Source organism: Pseudomonas sp. GW822-FHT03F08 (genome assembly GCF_058801265.1).
The window spans coordinates 303,719-324,582 of record NZ_JBXANC010000005.1 but is presented as its reverse complement, the minus strand read 5'-3'; the positions used below and the strand labels follow the sequence as shown (position 1 = coordinate 324,582).

General features: G+C 63.7%; 2 protein-coding genes (1 of these 2 cut by a window edge). Both read left to right on the top strand.

What is annotated here, in order from left to right; translation table 11 throughout:
• Window positions 1-17: 17 nt before the first annotated feature.
• Window positions 18-16,982 carry a non-ribosomal peptide synthase/polyketide synthase gene (locus tag AC1RME_RS14930; protein WP_493091525.1) on the top strand — a complete coding sequence of 5,655 codons (16,965 nt, stop codon included), beginning with the start codon at window positions 18-20 and terminating at the stop codon, window positions 16,980-16,982.
• On the top strand, window positions 16,982-20,864 hold the 5' end (the start) of the coding sequence (locus AC1RME_RS14925) for a non-ribosomal peptide synthase/polyketide synthase (RefSeq protein WP_493091524.1). Its footprint extends 9,623 nt past the window's final position; 3,883 of the gene's 13,506 nt are visible here — the first part of the coding sequence; the start codon lies at window positions 16,982-16,984; its stop codon lies off the right edge, out of view. The genes AC1RME_RS14930 and AC1RME_RS14925 overlap by 1 nt, the downstream gene beginning before the upstream one ends.

The following is a 20,864-nucleotide window of genomic DNA, read 5'->3' as shown; positions in this document are numbered from 1 at the left end:
GATTCGGATACCAAGAAATGAATGCTGAAGACTCCTTGAAACTTGCTCGCCGGTTTATCGGGTTGCCCCTGGAAAAGCGCCAGATGTTCCTCGCGGCCCTGCACAAGGAGGGCGTGGATTTCGCCCGTTTTCCGATTCCCCAAGGGGTCGAGGCCGATGATCGGCAGGCGCTGTCCTACGCGCAGCAGCGCATGTGGTTCCTCTGGCAACTGGACCCGCACAGCGGCGCCTACAACTTGCCGGGCGCGGTGCGCCTGACGGGGCGCTTGAGTCTGACCGCGCTCGACGCAGCATTTGCCAGCCTGGTGGCGCGTCACGAAACCCTGCGCACGGTGTTCCAGCGACAGGCCGACGACAGTCTGCTGCAAGTGCCGGCCGAAGCGCCGCTGGTGATCGAACACGTAGATTTCAGCGGTCTCGCCGCGCCCGAGCGGGAAGCCGCGGTAGCCGACGCCGCTCAGCAACAATCCTTGCAGCCATTCGATCTGGCCGTCGGCCCGCTGCTGCGGGTCAAGTTGCTCAAGCTCGACGAACAGGAGCACGTGCTGCTGCTGACCTTGCACCACATCGTTTCCGATGGCTGGTCGATGAACGTGCTGATCGACGAATTCATCCGTTGCTATGACGCCCATGAAGCCGGGCAGTCGCCGCAACTGGCGCCGTTGCCGATCCAGTACAGCGACTACGCACTGTGGCAGCGCCGCTGGCTGGAAGCGGGCGAACAGGCGCGGCAACTGGAATACTGGCAGGCGCAACTGGGCGATGAGCACCCGGTGCTGGAGCTGCCAACCGATCACCCGCGCCCGGCAATGCCGAGCTATCGCGGTACGCGTTACGAATTCGCCATCGACGGCGCGCTGGCGGAACAACTGCGCAGCAGCGCCCAACAGCACAACATCACCTTGTTCATGTTGCTGCTCGGCGCCTTCAACGTGCTGCTGCATCGCTACACCGGGCAGTCGGACATTCGCGTCGGCGTGCCGATCGCCAACCGCAACCGGGGTGAAATCGAAGGCCTGATCGGCTTCTTCGTCAACACCCAGGTCCTGCGTACCGAGCTGGACGGGCAGACGCGCGTCGGCGATCTGTTGCGCGCCGTCAAAGAGACCGCGCTCGGTGCCCAGGCTCATCAGGACTTGCCGTTCGAGCGGCTGGTCGAAGCGCTGAAGCTGGAACGCAGCCTAAGCCACACGCCGCTGTTTCAGGTGATGTACAACCATCAGCCGCAAGTCGCCGACATCAGCACGGTGAGCACCGCGTCCGGGCTGGAGCTGGGCGTCATCGAATGGCAGGGGCGCACCACGCAATTCGATCTGACCCTGGACACCTACGAGAAGGGCGGCAGGCTGCACGCCGCGCTGACCTACGCCAACGATCTGTTCGACCCACAGACCATCGCCCGCATGGCGCAGCACTGGCTGAATCTGCTGCGCGGCATGGTGCAGAACAGCAATCAGCGCATCAGCGATCTGCTGCTGCTGGAAGCGGCCGAATACCAACGCATGGTGTTCGACTGGAACAGCGCGCAGGCCAGCACTGCCGAGGCGTCGAGCATCCATCGCTTGATCGAGCAACAAGTTACCGCCCAGCCGGACGCGCTGGCCGTGACCTTTGGCGAGCAAACCTTCACCTACGCCGAGATCGATGCACGGGCCAATGCGCTGGCGCACAAACTGATCGAATGCGGCGTCGGCCCGGAAGTCCGGGTCGGCGTTGCCATGCAGCGTTCCGACAGTTTGCTGGTGGCGTTGCTGGCGGTGCTCAAGGCCGGTGGCGCCTACGTGCCGCTGGACCCGGATTACCCGGCGGATCGCGTCGCCTACATGCTTGAAGACAGTCGCGCGCTGGTGCTGCTGACCGAGCAGGCCGTGGCCGAGACGCTTTCCGTCAACGCCGAAACCCAAGTCCTGTTGCTGGACCGGATCGCCGCAGAACTGGCGGCGTATCCGTCCAGTACGCCAGTCACGGCGGTGACGCCGGACAACCTCGCCTACGTGATCTACACCTCGGGCTCCACCGGCAAACCGAAAGGCGTGGCCATCGCGCACCGCAACGTGCAGGCCTTGATCGACTGGTCGCGCACGGTCTACAGCCGCGATGACATTCAAGGTGTGCTGGCGTCGACGTCGGTGTGCTTCGACCTGTCGGTGTGGGAGCTGTTTGTCACCCTCGCCAACGGCGGTTCGGTGATCATCGCGCGCAATGCCCTGGAGCTGCCGCAACTGCCGGCACGCGATCAGGTGCGGTTGATCAATACCGTGCCTTCGGCGATCAATGCCTTGCAGCGCGACGGTGCGATCCCGTCGAGCGTGCGCATCATCAACCTCGCGGGTGAACCGCTGAAGCAAAGCCTGGTCGAGGCGCTGTATCAACAGACCAGCGTCGAACACGTCTACGACCTGTACGGCCCGTCGGAAGACACTACGTATTCGACCTGGACCCGTCGTGCGGCGGGCGGTACGCCGAGCATCGGTCGACCACTGACCGGCACCGCCAGCTATCTGCTGGACGCTGATTTGCAACCGGTGCCGCAAGGCGCGGCTGCCGAACTGTATCTGGCGGGTGCCGGTATTACCCGTGGCTATCTGGGCCGCGCGGCGATGACCGCCGAGAAGTACGTGCCCAATCCATTCGCCAACAACGGCGAGCGGCTGTACCGCACCGGCGACCTGACCCGTTATCAGGCCGATGGCGCGCTGCAATACGTCGGCCGGATCGACCACCAGGTGAAGGTGCGCGGTTTCCGTATCGAGCTCGGCGAAATCGAAGCGCGGCTGTTGCAACAGGACGCGGTGCGCGAGCTGGCGGTGCTGGCTCAGGAGGGCGCCAGCGGCCAACAATTGGTGGCCTACATCGTGCCGACCGACACGGCCGTGCTGGCGGCGGATGCCGATGCACAGGCGGGCCTGCGCGAAACCCTGAAAGCAGCGTTGCGCCAACATTTGCCGGACTACATGGTGCCGGCGTATCTGCTGTTCCTCGAACAATTGCCGCTGACACCCAACGGCAAGCTCGATCGCAAAGCGTTGCCGGCCGTCGATGGCAGCCAGCAACAACGCGAACACGTGGCGCCACGCAGCGCACTGGAAAAAGCCCTGGCGGCAATCTGGCAGGACGTGTTGTCGATTGAAAACGTCGGCCTCGAAGACAACTTCTTTGAACTGGGCGGCGACTCCATCGTATCGATGCAAGTGGTCAGCCGCGCCCGTCAGGCCGGGATCGTGCTGAGCCCCAAAGAACTGTTCCAGCACCAGACCATCCGCAGCCTCGCGCAAGTTGCCCGTCAGGGTCAGCAGACCTTGATCGAACAAGGCCCGGCCGTGGGCGCCGTGGCGCTGGCGCCGGTGCAGCAGTGGTTCTTCGAGCAAGACATTCCTCAGCGTCAGCACTGGAACCAATCGCTGTTGCTGACGGCGCAACAGCCTGTGGACGCTGGCGCGCTGGATCGCGCGCTGAGCCAGTTGCTCAACCATCACGATGCGCTGCGCTTGCGCTACGAATCGACTGCCGAGGGTTGGCAGCAGGCGTATGCCGCGGCAACCGGCGAGTCGGTGTTGTGGCAGCGCAACGCGCAATCGCTGGAAGACCTCAAGGCCTTGTGCGACGAAGCCCAGCGCAGCCTGGACCTGAGCAACGGCCCTTTGCTGCGCGCAATGCTGGTGAATTTGGCCGATGGCAGCCAGCGTTTGCTGCTGGTCGCGCATCACCTGGTGATCGACGGCGTGTCGTGGCGCGTGCTGCTGGAAGACCTGCAAGCCGCCTACACTCATGCCCTGAACGGCACGGTTGGCGCCTTGCCGGGCAAGACCAGTTCGTATCAGCAGTGGGTCGCACGCCTGCAAGGGCACCTGCCGACTTTCGCCGAAAGCCTCGATTACTGGCAGGCGCAACTGCGTGATGCACCGCATGCCGAACTGCCTTGCGAGCGTCCTGACGGCGCACTGGAAAACCGTTTCGAAGACAAGGTCGAGCTCAAGCTCAGCGCCGAGCAAACCCGCAAGTTGCTGCAACAGGCGCCGGCGGCCTATCGCACCCAGGTCAACGACCTGCTGCTGACCGCGCTGGCCCGCGTGGTCTGCCGCTGGAGCGGCCAGGTCAGCACCCTGATTCAACTGGAAGGTCACGGTCGCGAAGACCTGTTCGATGACGTCGACCTGACCCGCACCCTTGGCTGGTTCACCAGCCTGTTCCCGGTCAATCTGCGCCCGGCGGACAACCTCGGCGCTTCGATCAAAGCCATCAAGGAACAACTGCGTGCCGTGCCGGACAAAGGCCTGAGCTACGGCGCACTGCGTTATCTGGCGGACGCGCAAACGGCGGCGTCGCTGAACAGCGACGTCAAACCGCGCATCACCTTCAACTACCTCGGCCAGTTCGACCGTCAGTTCGATGAGGCGGCACTGTTTGTGCCGTCCGGTGAGGGTGGCGGTGCGGCGCAGGATCCTTCGGCGCCGCTGGCCAACTGGCTGACGGTCGAAGGCCAGGTGTACGGCGGCGAGCTGGCGCTGAACTGGGGCTTCAGCCGTGAGATGTTCGACACGGCGACCGTGCAGCAACTGGCAGATCAATACGCCCTTGAACTCAACGCTTTGATCGACCATTGCTGTGCGCTCGAAGCGCCGCAAGCGACACCGTCGGACTTCCCGCTGGCGCGCGTGACGCAGGCGCAACTCGATGCGCTGCCGGTGCCGGCCGGTGAGCTGGACGATCTCTATCCGCTGTCGCCGATGCAGCAGGGTCTGCTGTTCCATACCCTGTACGAGCAAGCGGCGGGCGAATACATCAACCAGATGCGCGTCGACGTTCAAGGCATCGATCCACAGCGTTTCCGCGATGCGTGGCAAGCCACCGTCGATGCCCAGGACATCCTGCGCAGCGGGTTTGTCTGGCAGGGCGAGCTGGCCGAGCCGGTGCAAATCGTCCACAAGCAGGTACAGTTGCCGTTCACTGCGCTGGACTGGCGCTCCCGTGACGATCAGCCACAAGCCCTCGCGGCGCTGGCCGATGCCGAGCGCCAACAAGGCTTCGACCTGACCTGCGCGCCGCTGCTGCGTCTGGTGCTGGTGCAGACCGACGCCGAGCAGTGGCACCTGATCTACACCCATCACCACATCTTGATGGATGGCTGGAGCAACTCGCAGTTGCTCGGCGAAGTGTTGCAGCGCTACAGCGGGCAGATTCCGGCGAATACCGGCGGACGCTATCGCGACTACATCGCCTGGCTGCAACGTCAGGACGCTCGACTCAGCGAAAACTTCTGGGGCGAGCAACTGGCCGCCCTGCAAGAGCCGACCCGTCTGGCCCGCGTGGCTTCGACCAGCGACAGCCAGAGCGGTCACGGCGATCATTTCCAGACACTCGACGTGGCGCAAACCCGTGTGCTGGAAACCTTCGCCCGCCAGCAGAAAGTCACCGTCAACACCTTGATCCAGGCCGCGTGGCTGCTGTTGCTGCAACGCTACACCGGTCACGAAGCGGTGGCGTTCGGAGCCACGGTTGCCGGGCGTCCGGCGGACCTGCCGGGCATCGAGCAGCAAGTTGGATTGTTCATCAATACCTTGCCGGTGATTGGTGCGCCGCGTCCCGATCAGAGCGTGGGCCACTGGCTGCAAGCCGTGCAGGCGCAAAACCTCGGCCTGCGCGATTTCGAGCACACGCCGCTGGCGGACATTCAGCGTTGGGCCGGGCAGGGCGGTGAAGCGCTGTTCGACAACATTCTGGTGTTCGAAAACTACCCGATTGCCCAGGCCCTGAAGCAAGGCGCCGATCAGGGCGTGGTGTTCGGCGAAGTCGCCAACCTGGAACAGACCCACTATGCGTTGAGCGTCGCCGTCACCCTCGGTGAGCAACTGGCGCTGCACTACAGCTTCGACCGTGGCCATTTCGCCCACGCTGCCATCGAAGGCATCAGCGCGCACCTGCTGCAATTGCTTGAGCAGTTTGCTGTGTCCGCCGAGCGCAGCCTCGGTGAAATCGCCCTGGCCGACGCCGGCGAACACGCCCGCCAACACGCCGATAACCACCCGCAGCCGTACCCGGTGGACATCGCTGTACACCAGCGGATCAGCGCCCTGGCCGCCGAGCGTCCGCAGCGCACCGCGGTGATTTTCAACGGTCAGCACTTCAGCTATGGCGAGATCGATCAGCGCGCCAATCAACTGGCCCACGCGCTGATTGCCCGCGGTGTCGGTGCCGAAACCCGGGTCGGCGTGGCCTTGCCGCGCAGCGAAGCGGTGATTGTTGCCTTGCTGGCCGTGCTCAAGGCAGGCGGTGCTTATGTGCCGCTGGACACCAGTTATCCGCGCGAGCGTCTGGCGTACCTGATCGAGGATTCGGGGCTGGCGTTGCTGATCAGCGATTCGTCGGTGTCGGCGCAATTGCCGGTCGCCGAATCGGTGCCGGTGCTGGAACTGGACCGCCTCGACTTGCGCGAGTGGCCGATCAAGGCACCGCAGGTGCAGCTCGATCCGGACAACCTCGCCTACGTGATCTACACCTCCGGTTCCACCGGTAATCCGAAGGGCGTCAGCGTTGCCCATGGCCCGTTGGCGATGCACTGCCAGGCCATCGGTCAGCGTTATGAAATGCGTGACAGCGACTGCGAATTCCACTTCATGTCGTTCGCCTTCGACGGTGCCCACGAGCGCTGGCTGACCAGCCTGACCCACGGCGCCTCGCTGTTGATCCGTGACGACACGTTGTGGACGCCGGAGCAGACGTACAACGCGATGCGCGAGCACGGCGTGACCGTGGTCGCGTTCCCGCCGGTGTACTTGCAACAACTGGCCGAACACGCCGAGCGCGAGGGCAATCCACCTAAGGTGCGTATCTACTGCTTCGGCGGTGACGCGGTGCCGAGCGCCAGTTTCGAACGGGTCAAACGCGCCCTCGATCCGGACTACATCATCAACGGTTACGGGCCGACCGAAACCGTGGTCACGCCGCTGATCTGGAAGGCCGGTCGCGAAGTGCCGTGCGGTGCGGCCTACGCGCCGATCGGCAGCCGTATCGGTGACCGCAGCGCCTATGTGCTCGACGCCGATCTGAACCTGCTGCCGCAAGGCATGGCCGGTGAGTTGTACCTCGGCGGCACGGGTCTGGCGCGCGGTTACCTCAATCGTCCGGGGCTGACGGCCGAGCGTTTTGTCGCGGATCCGTTCAGCCACACCGGTGGTTTGCTGTACCGCACCGGCGACCTGGTGCGCCAGCGTGCCGACGGCACCTTCGACTATCTGGATCGCATCGACAATCAGGTGAAGATCCGTGGTTTCCGGATCGAACTGGGGGAAATCGAAGCCTGCCTGCAAGCCCTCGATGGCGTGCGGGAAGCGGTAGTCGTGGCGCAGGAAGGCAGCGCCGGCAGCGGCAAGCGTCTGGTGGCCTACGTGGTCGGTGATTCGGCGCGCGAGGATTTCGCCGAAGACCTGCGCGAGCAGCTCAAAGCCACACTGCCGGCGCACATGGTGCCGGCCTACGTGCTGCGTCTGGAACGCATGCCGCTGACACCGAACGGCAAACTCGACCGCAAGAACCTGCCGAAACCGGATGTCAGCCAGCTGCAACAAGCCTACGTCGCTCCGCAAACCGTGCTGGAGCAGCAACTGGCGACGATCTGGCAGGACGTGCTGAAACTTCAGCAGGTGGGTGTCAGCGACAACTTCTTCGAACTCGGTGGCGATTCGATCATCTCGATCCAGGTGGTCAGCCGTGCGCGGCAGGCCGGGATCCGTTTCACCCCGAAAGACCTGTTCCAGCACCAGACCATCGCCGCACTGGCGGCAGTGGCCAAGGTGGGCGAGCAGGCGCAAGCCATCGATCAGGGTCCGGTGACCGGTGCGCTGCCGTTGCTGGCGGTGCAACAGGCCTTCTTCGAACAGGACATCCCTGAGCGTCAGCACTGGAACCAGGCGGTGATGCTCAAGCCGACCCAGCCGTTGCAGGCGGCGGCACTGGAGCAGGCGCTGGAATCGCTGGTCGCGCACCACGATGGTTTGCGCCTGAGCTTCGTCGAGCAGGCCGATGGCTGGCACGCCGAGTACCGTGGCGTCGACAGCCGCAACGATGCTCTCCTGTGGACGGTCGATGTGGCCGATGTCGCCGCGCTGGAAGCGGTGGCCAACGAGGCGCAACGCAGCCTCGATCTGCAAGCCGGGCCACTGCTGCGTGCGGTGCTGGCAAACCTCGACGACGGCAGTCAGCGGTTGCTGCTGGCGATCCATCACCTGGTGGTGGACGGCGTGTCGTGGCGGATTCTGTTCGATGATCTGCAAAGCGCTTACCGGCAGATCGCAGCGGGCGAACCCCTGCAATTGCCGGCGAAAACCAGCGCCGCCAAGGCTTGGGCCGAACACCTGCAAACCTACGCCCGCAGCAGCGAGCTGCGCTCCGAGCTGGCGTACTGGCAGGACCAGCTTCAAGGTGCCGATGTCGCGCTGCCGCTGGACAACGCCGACGGTGGTCTGCAAAACCGTCATGCGCTGACCGTGCGCACCCGTCTGGACAAGGCCCTGACCCGTCAGTTGCTGCAGGACGCTCCGGCGGCCTATCGCACCCAGGTCAATGACTTGCTGTTGACCGCACTGGCCCGCGTGATGGTGCGCTGGACCGGCGCCGACAGTGCGTTGATTCAACTCGAAGGCCATGGCCGTGAAGAGCTGTTCGACAGCATCGACCTGACCCGCACCGTGGGCTGGTTCACCACGGTGTACCCGGCCAAACTGACGCCGGTTGCAGAGCTGGGTGCGTCGCTGAAACAGATCAAGGAACAACTGCGCGCGATCCCCAACAAGGGCATCGGTTTCGGTGCGCTGGCGTATCTGGGCGAGGACGCTGATCGCGCCTCCCTCGCGCAGCTGCCGGTTCCGCGCCTGACCTTCAACTACCTGGGCCAGTTCGACGGCAGCTTCGACGCCGCCGATGGCGCGCTGTTCGTGCCATCCAGCGAAGCGGCGGGCGATGAACTGAATGCCAATGCGCCGCTGGCCAACCAGTTGGCGCTCAACGGCCAGGTGTATGGCGGCGAACTGAACCTGGGCTGGACGTTCAGCCATGAGATGTTCGATGAGGCAACGATTCAGCGTCTGGCCGATGATTACGCCCAGGAGCTGCAAGCGCTGATCGCGCATTGCTGCCAGGCCGATCATCACGGTGTCACGCCGTCGGACTTCCCGCTGGCACGTTTGAGCCAGGCTCAACTGGACGGCTTGCCGCTGGCGCCACAGCTGATCGAAGACGTTTATCCGCTGTCGCCGATGCAGCAGGGCATGCTGTTCCACGCGGTGTATGAAGAATCCACCGGCAACTACATCAACCAGATGCGCCTGGACGTCGAAGGCCTCGAGCCCGAGCGTTTCCATCAGGCCTGGCAGGCCGCCGTCGATGCGCACGACATTCTGCGTACGCGGTTCGTCTGGCAGGGCCAGCTGGATGCGCCGATGCAAGTGGTCAGCAAGCACGCGCAAATGCCTTACAGCCTGCACGACTGGCGCGCGCAGCCGCAGCGAGAAGACGCGTTGCAGGCCCTGGCCGACGCCGAGCGTCAAAGCCTGGACCTGAATGCATCGACCCTGCTGCGTCTGGTGATCGTACGTATTGATGACCAGCGTCATCACTTGATCTACACCAACCACCACATCCTGATGGATGGCTGGAGCAACTCGCAGTTGCTCGGCGAAGTGCTGCAGCGCTACAGCGGCAAGTTCAGTGCCGCACATGCAGGTCGCTACGGCGATTACATCGGTTGGTTGCAGCGTCAGGACGCGGCGGCAAGTGAAGCGTTCTGGCTGCCGGCGTTGCGCACGCTGGACGAACCGACGCGCCTGGCTCACGCCATCGCCCGGCCGAAAGATGCGCCGACGGTGCAAGGCTACGGCGACCATTATCGCGTGCTCGACAGCGAGCAGACCGCTCGCCTGGGTGAGTTCGCCCGTGCTTCCAAAGTCACCGTCAACACCCTCGTCCAGGCGGCATGGCTGCTGGTGCTGCAACGCTACACCGGCAAGGCCAGCGTCGCGTTCGGCGCCACCGTGGCGGGGCGTCCGGCGGACTTGCCGGGGATCGAGCAACAGATCGGTCTGTTCATTAACACCTTGCCGGTGATCGCCAGCCCACGGCCCGAGCAATCGCTCGGCAGTTGGCTGCAAGCGGTGCAGGCGCAAAACCTCGCGCTGCGCGAGTTCGAACACACCGCGCTGTTCGATATCCAGCGCTGGGCCGGGCAGGGCGGCGAAGCGCTGTTCGACAACATTCTGGTGTTCGAGAACTACCCGATTGCCCAGGCGCTGGAGCAGGGCGCACCGCAAGGCCTGCGCTTCGGTCCGGTGGCCAACCACGAACAGACCAACTACCCGCTGACCCTGGGCGTGAGCCTGGAGGGCACGCTGGAAGTGCATTACAGCTTTGACCGCGAACACTTTGCCGACGCCACCGTCGAGCAACTGGGTGCTCAGTTGAACCACGTGCTGATGGAGATGGCCGGCGGTTCCGATCAACGTTGCCTGGGCGACCTGCAACTGCTCGATGCGGCTGCACGGGAACTGGCACTCAACGATTGGGGTTATTGCGCCGGGCACTACCCAACTGCGCTGCACGTGCATCAATTGTTCGAACAGCAAGTGCAACGGGCGCCGGATCAGGTCGCGCTGTACTTTGCCGATCAGCGTCTGACGTACGCCGAACTCAACCAGCAGGCCAACCGCCTGGCGCACACCTTGCGTCAGCGCGGCGTCGGTCCTGACGTGCTGGTGGGGATCGCGGTCGAGCGTTCGCTGGAGATGATCATCAGCCTGCTGGCGGTGCTCAAGGCCGGCGGCGCGTACGTGCCGCTGGACCCGCAATACCCGAGTGATCGCCTGACCTGCATGATCGAAGACAGCGGCCTGCTGCTGTTGCTGAGCCAGAGCCATTTGCTGGAGCGTCTGCCGCAGGTCGCAGGCGTCGAGGTGCTGTGTGTTGATCGTCAACCAGAGCAGCTCGAAAGCGCTGATCTGCCGAACCTGACCCTGGCCGATAACCTCGCGTACGTGATGTTCACCTCGGGCTCGACCGGACGTCCGAAAGGCGTGGGGATCAATCAGGCGTCGCTGACCAAGCACGCCTACGTGACCGTGGACCTGATGGCGTTGACCGCGCAGGACTGCGTGCTGCAATTCTCGACGTTCAACTTCGACGGTTTCGTCGAGCAGCTGTACCCGGCGCTGATCACCGGTGCTTCGGTCGTGCTGCGCGGCACCGAGATCTGGGACAGCGAAACCCTTTACACCGAGATGCTCGACAAGCGCATCAGCGTGATCGACCTGACCACCGCCTACTGGGGCATGCTGGCCAAGGACTTCGCCGAAGTCGGCCCGCGTGACTACGGCGTGTTGCGTCAGGTGCATGCCGGCGGTGAAGCGATGCCGCCCGAAGGCATGGCGGCCTGGAACAAGGCCGGTCTGGCCCACGTTCGTTTGCTCAATACCTACGGTCCGACCGAAGCCACCGTGACCGCCACGTCGCTGGATTGCGGTGACTACGTGACCGGTGCCGAGCCGACGCCATCGACCTTGCCGATCGGTTCGGCGTTGCCGGGCCGTTCCATCTACCTGCTGGACATCGCCGGCCAACCAGTGCCGGTGGGCGCGGTGGGCGAGCTGATGATCGGCGGCGAATTGCTCGCTCGCGGTTATTTCAACCGTCCGGACCTGAGCGCCGAGCGCTTCATGCCGGATCCGTTCTCGGTGCAGCCGGGCGCACGTCTGTATCGCACCGGTGACCTGGCGCGGTTCCGTGCCGACGGGGTGATCGAGTACATCGGGCGTGTCGACCATCAGGTGAAGATTCGTGGTTTCCGTATCGAACTCGGTGAAATCGAAGCGCGTCTGCTGGATGCCCAGACCGTCCGCGAAACACTGGTGATGGCAGTGGCCGGGCCAAGCGGTCAGCAACTGGTGGCCTACGTGGTGCCGACCGACGCCGAACCGGTCATGGCCGACAACGATCTGCAAAGCGAACTGCGCCGAGCATTGCGCGAGCAGCTTCAGCAAACCTTGCCGGACTACATGGTGCCGACGCACCTGTTGTTCCTGGCGAAAATGCCGCTGTCACCCAACGGCAAGCTTGATCGCCACGCGTTGCCGAAACCCGATGCAGCGCAGGCGCAGCAGGATTACCTGGCCGCCACCAATGCCGCCGAGCAAACGCTGGTGGACATCTGGCAAGCGGTGCTGGGCCTGGCGCAAATCGGTGTGACCGACAACTTCTTCGAACTGGGCGGTGATTCGATCGTCTCGATTCAAGTGGTCAGCCGCGCCCGTCAGGCGGGTATTCATTTCAGTCCGAAAGACCTGTTCCAGCACCAGACCATTCAAGGTCTGGCCAGTGTCGCGCGGGTCGGCGAGGGCGGTTTTGTCATCGACCAGTCGCCGGTCACCGGTGCGTCGCTGTTGCTGCCGGTGCAGTTGCAGTTCTTCGAAGAAGGCGTCGCCGAGCCGCATCACTGGAACCAGTCGGTGCTGCTCAACACCTCGCAGACCCTGGACGCCGGGCATCTGAAGGCCGCCCTCGACGCGTTGATCGAACACCACGATGCACTGCGCTTGTCGTTTGCGTCTGTCGATGGTCAGTGGATCGCGCAACACCTGGCAGTCGGCGAGCAGCCGGAGGATCTGCTGTGGCAAACCCAGGTCGCAGACGCCGCAGAACTCGAAGCACTGGGCCTTGAAGCGCAACGCAGCCTCGCCCTCGGCGGGCCGTTGTTGCGCGCCGTGCTGGCGACGCTGGCGGACGGTACTCAGCGGCTGTTGCTGGTGATCCATCACCTGGTGGTCGACGGCGTTTCGTGGCGTGTTCTGCTGGAAGACCTGCAAGGGCTTTACCAGCAAATCAGCAGCGCTCAGCCAGTGAAACTGCCGGCCCGGACCAGCGCGTTCAAAACCTGGGCCGAGCGCCTGCACGCTTATGCGAGCAGCGAAACGCTGCTGGCCGAGCAACCTTACTGGCTCGCACAGCTGCAAAACGTATCCAGCCAGTTGCCGGTGGATCACGCCGACGGCAGCTTGCAGAGTCGTCATGAACACACGGTGCAGACCCGACTCGGCGCGGACCTGACCCGCCAACTGCTGCAAGACGCGCCAGCGGCCTATCGCACCCAGGTCAATGACCTGTTGCTGACCGCACTGGCACGGGTGATCAGCCGTTGGACCGGTGAGGATTCGACGCTGATTCAGCTCGAAGGCCATGGCCGCGAAGACCTGTTCGCCGACATTGACCTGAGCCGCAGCGTCGGCTGGTTCACCAGCCTGTTCCCGGTCAAGCTGACCGCCAGCGCAGAACTCGGCGCTTCGCTCAAAGCGGTCAAGGAACAACTGCGCGCCATCCCGAACAAAGGCATCGGCTTCGGTGTGTTGCGTTATCTGGGCAGCGACGCGGTCCGTGAAACCCTGCGTGCCTTGCCGCAACCGGCGATCACCTTCAACTACCTCGGGCAGTTCGACAGCAGCTTCGACGCGGGGCAGGCAGCCCTGTTTACGCCGTCCAGTGAAGCACGCGGTGCGGAGCAGAGCCTGGACGCCTTGCTCAGCAGTCCGTTGACCCTCAACGGCGGCATTTACGGCGGCGAATTCAGCCTCGGCTGGACCTTCAGTGAGCGCATGTTCGAGCGCGGCACCGTTCAAGCCCTGGCCGGCGATTACGCGCAGGAACTGGCGGCACTGATCGAACATTGCTGCCGCGACGGCGTGCACGGTGTGACACCGTCGGACTTCCCGCTGGCACCGCTGAGCCAGACACAACTCGATGGGTTGCCGCTGCCGGCGTCGTTGATCGAAGACATCTACCCGCTGTCGCCGATGCAGCAAGGCATGCTGTTCCACACGCTGTACGAGGAAGAGGCAGGCGATTACATCAACCAGACCCGTGCCGATGTGCAGGGCCTGGATGTCGAGCGCTTCCGTGCCGCCTGGCAGGCGGCGTTGCAGGCGCATGACGTGCTGCGCAGCGGTTTCCTGTGGCAGGGCGAACGCCCGGTGCAGGTGGTGCACAAACAGGTCGAACTGCCGTTCAGCGTGCAGGACTGGCGTGGTCGCCGTGACTATCAGGCCGACCTCGACGCACTGGCTGCGCAGGAGCGCAAACAGGGCTTCGAGCTGACCGCCGCGCCGTTGCTGCGCCTGTGTCTGGTGCGCATCGACGATGACACCTACCACCTGATCTACACCAACCATCACATCCTGATGGATGGCTGGGGCAACTCGCAGTTGATGGGCGAAGTGCTGCACCGCTACAGCGGTCAGCCGCTGGCGCAATCGGTGGGGCGTTATCGCGACTACATCGCCTGGCTGCAACGTCAGGACGGCGGCGTCAGCGAGTCCTTCTGGAAAACCCAGTTGGCCGACCTGCAAGAGCCGACCCGCCTGACCCAGGCCATCGCCCGTCGTGATGACCTGATGGCTGTCGCGGGGTATGCCGATCATCAGCGCGTCATGAATGCCGCTGCGACCCGGCAACTGGCCGAGTTCGCCCGCGAGCAGAAAGTCACCCTCAACACCCTGGTGCAAGCGGCGTGGCTGCTGTTGCTGCAACGCTACAGCGGTCAGGACACGGTCGCGTTCGGTGCGACGGTGGCCGGGCGTCCGGCGGATCTCAAAGGCATCGAGCAGCAGATCGGGCTGTTCATCAACACACTGCCGGTGATCGGCACCCCGCGTGCCGAGCAGAGTGTCGGCCAGTGGCTGCACACCGTGCAGACGCAAAACCTGAGCCTGCGCGAGCACGAACACACGCCGCTGTTCGAGATCCAGCGCTGGGCCGGCAAGGGCGGCGACGCCTTGTTCGACAGCATTCTGGTGTTCGAGAACTACCCGGTGTCCGAGGCCATGCAACAAGGTGCGCCGGCCGGATTGCGCTTCACCGACGTCACCAACCACGAGCAGACCAACTACCCGTTGACCCTCGCCGTGAGCATGGGCGACACCCTGTCGCTGCACTTCAGCTACGGCCGTGCGCATTTTGCCGAAGTCGACATTGCGCGACTGGGCGAACACTTGCACAACCTGCTGACGCAGATGATGCAGGGCGGCGCTCTGGCGTTGGGCCAACTGGAGTTGCTCTCCAGCGACGAGCAACAGCAGCAGGTCGAACAATGGAACGCCACGGCCATCGAATACCCACTGTCGCGCAGCGTGCATTCGCTGATCGAGGATCAGGTGCGCGCCACCCCGAACGCTCTGGCGCTGGTGTTTGGTGAACAACGCCTGAGCTATGCCCAACTCAACGCCCGCGCCAACCAGTTGGCTGCGGTGTTGATCGAACACGGTGTCGGCCCGGAAGTATTGGTCGGCATCTCGGTCGAGCGCTCGCTGGAAATGGTCGTCGGCCTGCTGGCGATTCTCAAGGCCGGCGGTGCGTATCTGCCGCTGGATCCTGAGTATCCGCAGGATCGTCTGGCCTACATGTTCGAGGACAGCGGGATTGCCTTGCTGCTGACCCAAAGCCATCTGCTGGCGCAACTGCCGGTTCCGGCCGGGCTGCGCAGTCTGGTGCTGGATCAGGACGGTGATTGGCTCGAAGGTCGCAGCGAGGCCAACCCGGAGCTGAACATCGATCCGGAAAACCTCGCTTACGTGATCTACACCTCCGGCTCGACCGGCAAACCGAAAGGCGCGGGCAATCGTCACTCGGCACTGGTCAACCGCTTGTGCTGGATGCAGCAGGCTTACCAACTGACAGCCGATGACAGCGTGCTGCAAAAGACCCCGTTCAGTTTCGACGTGTCGGTGTGGGAGTTCTTCTGGCCGTTGATGACGGGTTCATCGCTGGTGGTCGCGGCTCCGGGTGCGCACCGTGATCCGGCGCAACTGATTCAGGTGATTACCGAGCAACGCATCACCACGCTGCACTTCGTGCCGTCGATGCTGCAGGCGTTCCTGCAAGACCCGGCGGTGGCCGAATGCACCAGCCTGACGCGGATCGTGTGCAGCGGTGAAGCCTTGCAAGTCGATGCGCAGCAGCAGGTGTTCGCCAAACTGCCGAACGCTGGGCTGTTCAACCTGTACGGCCCGACCGAAGCGGCCATCGACGTGACCCACTGGACCTGCCGCGACGAAGGTCGCGACAGCGTGCCGATCGGTCAGCCAATCGCGAATCTGAGCACCTACATCCTCGACAACAGCCTGGCACCGTTGCCGGTCGGTGTGATCGGCGAGTTGTACCTGGGCGGTGAAGGCCTGGCCCGTGGTTACCACCGCCGTCCGGCGCTGACCGCCGAGCGTTTTGTCACCAGTCCGTTCGGTGACGGCCAGCGCCTGTACCGCACCGGTGACCTGGCGCGCTATCGCGCCGACGGTGTGATCGAGTACGCCGGGCGTATGGACCATCAGGTGAAGATCCGTGGTCTGCGCATCGAACTGGGCGAAATCGAAGCGCGTCTGGCCGAACACGATGACGTACGCGAGACCGTGGTCATCGCTCAGGACGGTTCGTTGCTGGTGGGTTATGTGGTGCCGAACGACGCCCGTCTGGTGGAGGCCGACGAGGCCAGCCGCAGCGAACTGTTCCAGCGCCTTAAAGAACACCTCGCCCGGAACGTTCCTGACTATATGGTTCCGCTGCACTGGGTGCTGCTGGCGAAAATGCCGGTCAGCCCGAACGGCAAACTCGAACGCAAGGCACTGCCCAAGTTCGATGCCAGCCAGGCGCAGCAGGCCTTTGTCGCGCCGTCCACTGAACTGCAACAACAAGTGGCGGCCATCTGGCAGGACGTGCTGCAACTGGAGCGCATCGGCCTCAACGACAACTTCTTCGAACTGGGCGGCCACTCCTTGCTGGCCGTCACCGTGGTTTCGCGCCTGCAACTGGAACTGGGCCTGAAGCTGACACCGCAATTGATTTTCCAGCACCCCGCGCTTGGCGATTTCGTCAGCCAGCTGGACGCCGCCGATGAGCAAGTCGATATGTTGAAACTGAGCAAGCTGGAATCCCTGCTTGATGAAATGGAGGAGGCTTGATGGATAGGAATGTCGCACTGAAGATTGCCAGGCGGTTTATTTGTCTGCCCCTGGAAAAGCGCACGCTCTATCTTGAAAAGATGCTCCAGGAAGGGGTTTCCCCCGCGAATCTGCCGATCCCGCAGACCCGCGAGGAGTTCACCGCGATCCCGTTGTCGTTCGCTCAGGACCGGCAATGGTTTGTCTGGCAGATGGACCCGCACAGTGCGGCTTACAACATTCCGACCGCGCTGCAGTTGCGCGGCGCCCTCGACGTGCCGGCGCTGGAGCGTGCGTTCAATGCCGTGATCGCCCGTCACGACAGCCTGCGCACGACCTTCGGTCAGGACGACGAGGGCGCTGTGCAGGTGATTCACGCGCAGCTGCCGCTGACCATCGCGGTGGATGCGCTGGATAGCGCGGCGGATCCGGCGCAACGCGAGCAGCAGATTCAGGCCTACATCAACGAACAGTTGCACCTTCCGTTCGATCTGCAGACCGGCCCGCTGATGCGCGCCAGCCTGCTGCGCCTGGCGGATGACGACCATGTGCTGGCCGTCACCGTGCACCACATTGCGGCCGATGGCTGGTCGATGCGGGTCATGGTTGAGGAGCTGGTGCAGTTGTATTCCGGTTATGCACAGGGGCGCGACGTCAGCCTCGCCGAATTGCCGATCCAGTACGCCGACTACGCCATCTGGCAGCGGCACTGGATGGAGGCGGGCGAGCGCGCGCGGCAACTGGCTTACTGGCAGGAACAACTGGGTACCGACCATTCGGTGCTGCAACTGCCGACCGATTTTCCTCGGCCGTCGGTGCAGAGTTTCCGTGGCCAGCGGCTTGACTTAACCCTCGACAATCAATTGGCTGCCGGTCTGAAAACCCTCGCTCAGCGCGAAGGCATGACCGTGTTCATGGTCTTGCTGGCCTCGTTCCAGGCCTTGTTGCACCGTTACAGCGGCCAGAACGAAATCAGCGTCGGCGTACCCAACGCCAACCGCAACCGGGTCGAGACCGAGCGCCTGATCGGCTTCTTCGTCAACACCCAGGTGCTCAAGGCCCGCATTGACCCGCAGGCGAGTTTTCGCAGCCTGCTGCAACAGGTCAAGCAGTCGGCGATGGGCGCCCAGGCGCATCAGGAACTGCCGTTCGAACAGTTGGTGGAAGCCCTGCAACCGGAACGCAGCCTGAGCCACAGCCCGCTGTTCCAGGTGATGTTCAACCACCAGAACCTCGCGACCGGCGAGTCCCGGCAAGGCGCGCGCCTGCCGGGTCTGCAAATCGATCCGCTGAGCATGGCCAGCCAGACCGCCCAGTTCGACCTGAGCCTGGATACCTTCGAAACCCCGCAAGGCCTTGGCGCGCAGTTGACCTTCGCCACCGACCTGTTCAGCGCCGCGACCATCGAACGCATGGCCGCGCATTGGCAAAACCTGCTGGCAGCGGTTGTGGCCGACGCGAGTTGCTCGCTGGCCGAACTGGTGTTGCTCGACGCCGCAGAACGCGACGTGATTGTCGAAGGCTGGAACGCCACCGCCACGGAATACCCGCTGTCACGCAGCGTGCATTCGTTGATCGAAGATCAGGTACGCGCCACCCCGGACGCCTTGGCGCTGGTGTTTGGTGAACAGCGTCTGACTTACGCCCAGCTCAATGCCCGCGCCAATCAGCTGGCAGCGGTGTTGATCGAACACGGTGTCGGCCCGGAAGTATTGGTCGGCATCTCGGTCGAGCGCTCGCTGGAAATGGTCGTCGGCCTGCTGGCGATTCTCAAGGCCGGCGGTGCATACCTACCGCTGGATCCGGAGTACCCGCAGGATCGTCTGGCCTACATGTTCGAGGACAGCGGGATTGCGCTGTTGCTGACGCAAAGTCATCTGCTGGCGCAACTGCCGGTTCCGGCGGGGCTGCGCAGTCTGGTGCTGGATCAGGAAGGTGATTGGCTGGAAGGCCGCAGCGAGGCCAACCCGGAGCTGAACATCGATCCGGAAAACCTCGCCTACGTGATCTACACCTCGGGCTCGACCGGTAAACCGAAAGGTGCGGGCAACCGCCACTCGGCGCTGGTCAACCGCTTGTGCTGGATGCAACAGGCCTATCAGCTGACGGCTGAAGACAGTGTGCTGCAAAAGACCCCGTTCAGTTTCGACGTGTCGGTGTGGGAATTCTTCTGGCCGTTGATGACCGGTTCTTCGTTGGTGGTGGCCGCGCCGGGCGCGCACCGTGATCCGGCGCAACTGATTCAGGTGATCACCGAACAACGGATCACCACGCTGCACTTTGTGCCGTCGATGCTGCAGGCGTTCCTGCAAGACCCAGCGGTGGTCGAATGCACCAGCCTGACGCGGATCGTGTGCAGCGGTGAAGCGTTGCAGGTCGATGCGCAGCAGCAGGTGTTCGCCAAACTGCCGAACGCCGGGTTGTTCAACCTCTACGGCCCGACCGAAGCGGCCATCGACGTGACCCACTGGACGTGCCGCGACGAAGGTCGCGACAGCGTGCCGATCGGTCAGCCGATTGCCAACCTCAGCACCTACATCCTCGACAACAGCCTGGCGCCGTTGCCGGTCGGTGTGATCGGCGAGTTGTACCTGGGCGGCGAAGGCCTGGCCCGGGGTTACCACCGTCGCCCAGCACTGACCGCCGAGCGCTTTGTCACCAGCCCGTTCGGTGACGGCCAGCGCCTGTACCGTACCGGTGACCTGGCGCGTTACCGCGCCGACGGTGTGATCGAGTACGCCGGGCGCATGGACCATCAGGTGAAAATCCGTGGCCTGCGTATCGAGCTGGGTGAAATCGAAGCGCGCCTGGCCGAACACGATGACGTGCGTGAAACCGTGGTCATCGCTCAGGACGGTTCGTTGCTGGTGGCCTACGTGGTGCCCGATGACGAAGCGCTGTTGAGTGCCGATGACGCCACGCGAAGTGCGAAAAACCTCGAGCTCAAGGCGCATCTGGGGCAGAGCCTGCCGGAGTTCATGGTGCCGCAACACTGGGTCTGGCTGGAAAAAATGCCGGTCAGCCCCAACGGCAAACTCGAACGCAAGGCGCTGCCGAAATTTGATGCCAGCACCCTGCAAAACACCTTTGTCGCGCCGCAGACCGATCTGCAAAAACAAGTGGCGGCGATCTGGCAGGACGTGCTCAAGCTTGAGCGCGTCGGCCTGAGCGACAACTTCTTCGAACTGGGCGGGCATTCGCTGCTGGTGACCCAGGTGGTCTCGCGCATCCGCCGCACGCTGGATATTCAGGTGCCGCTGCGCACGCTGTTCGAACACAGCAGCCTGGAAGCGTTTGTCCGCGTCCTCGATGCCGATCAACAGGCCACGCAAACCCCGATTCCACAGGTCGGCCGCGAGCAACCGCTGGCGCTGTCCTACGCACAGGAACGTCAATGGTTCCTGTGGCAGATGGACCCGCAAAGCGCCGCCTACAACATTCCCACCGCGCTGCGCCTGCGCGGCGAACTCGATCGTGCGGCACTGGAGCAAAGCTTCCAGGCGCTGATCCAGCGCCACGAAAGCCTGCGCACGGCGTTTGTCGATACCGACGGGCGCGTGCAGCAAGTGATCCGGCCGAGCGGGCAGGTCGCGTTGCACGAGCAGACGCTGGCCAACGCCACGGAAGAGCAGATCAAAACCTTCGTCGAACAACAGACCCAGCAGGCGTTCGACCTGTTGGCGGGCGAGTTGCTGCGGGTGGCCTTGCTGCGCATCAGCGACACCGACCATGTGCTGGTCCTGACCCTGCACCACATCGTCTCCGATGGCTGGTCGATGCAGGTGATGATCGAAGACCTGATCGCCTGCTACGCGGCGTTCAGTCAGGGCCGCGCGGCCGAGTTGCCGGCGCTGGCGGTGCAGTACGCCGATTACGCGGTGTGGCAGCGCGAGTGGATGGACA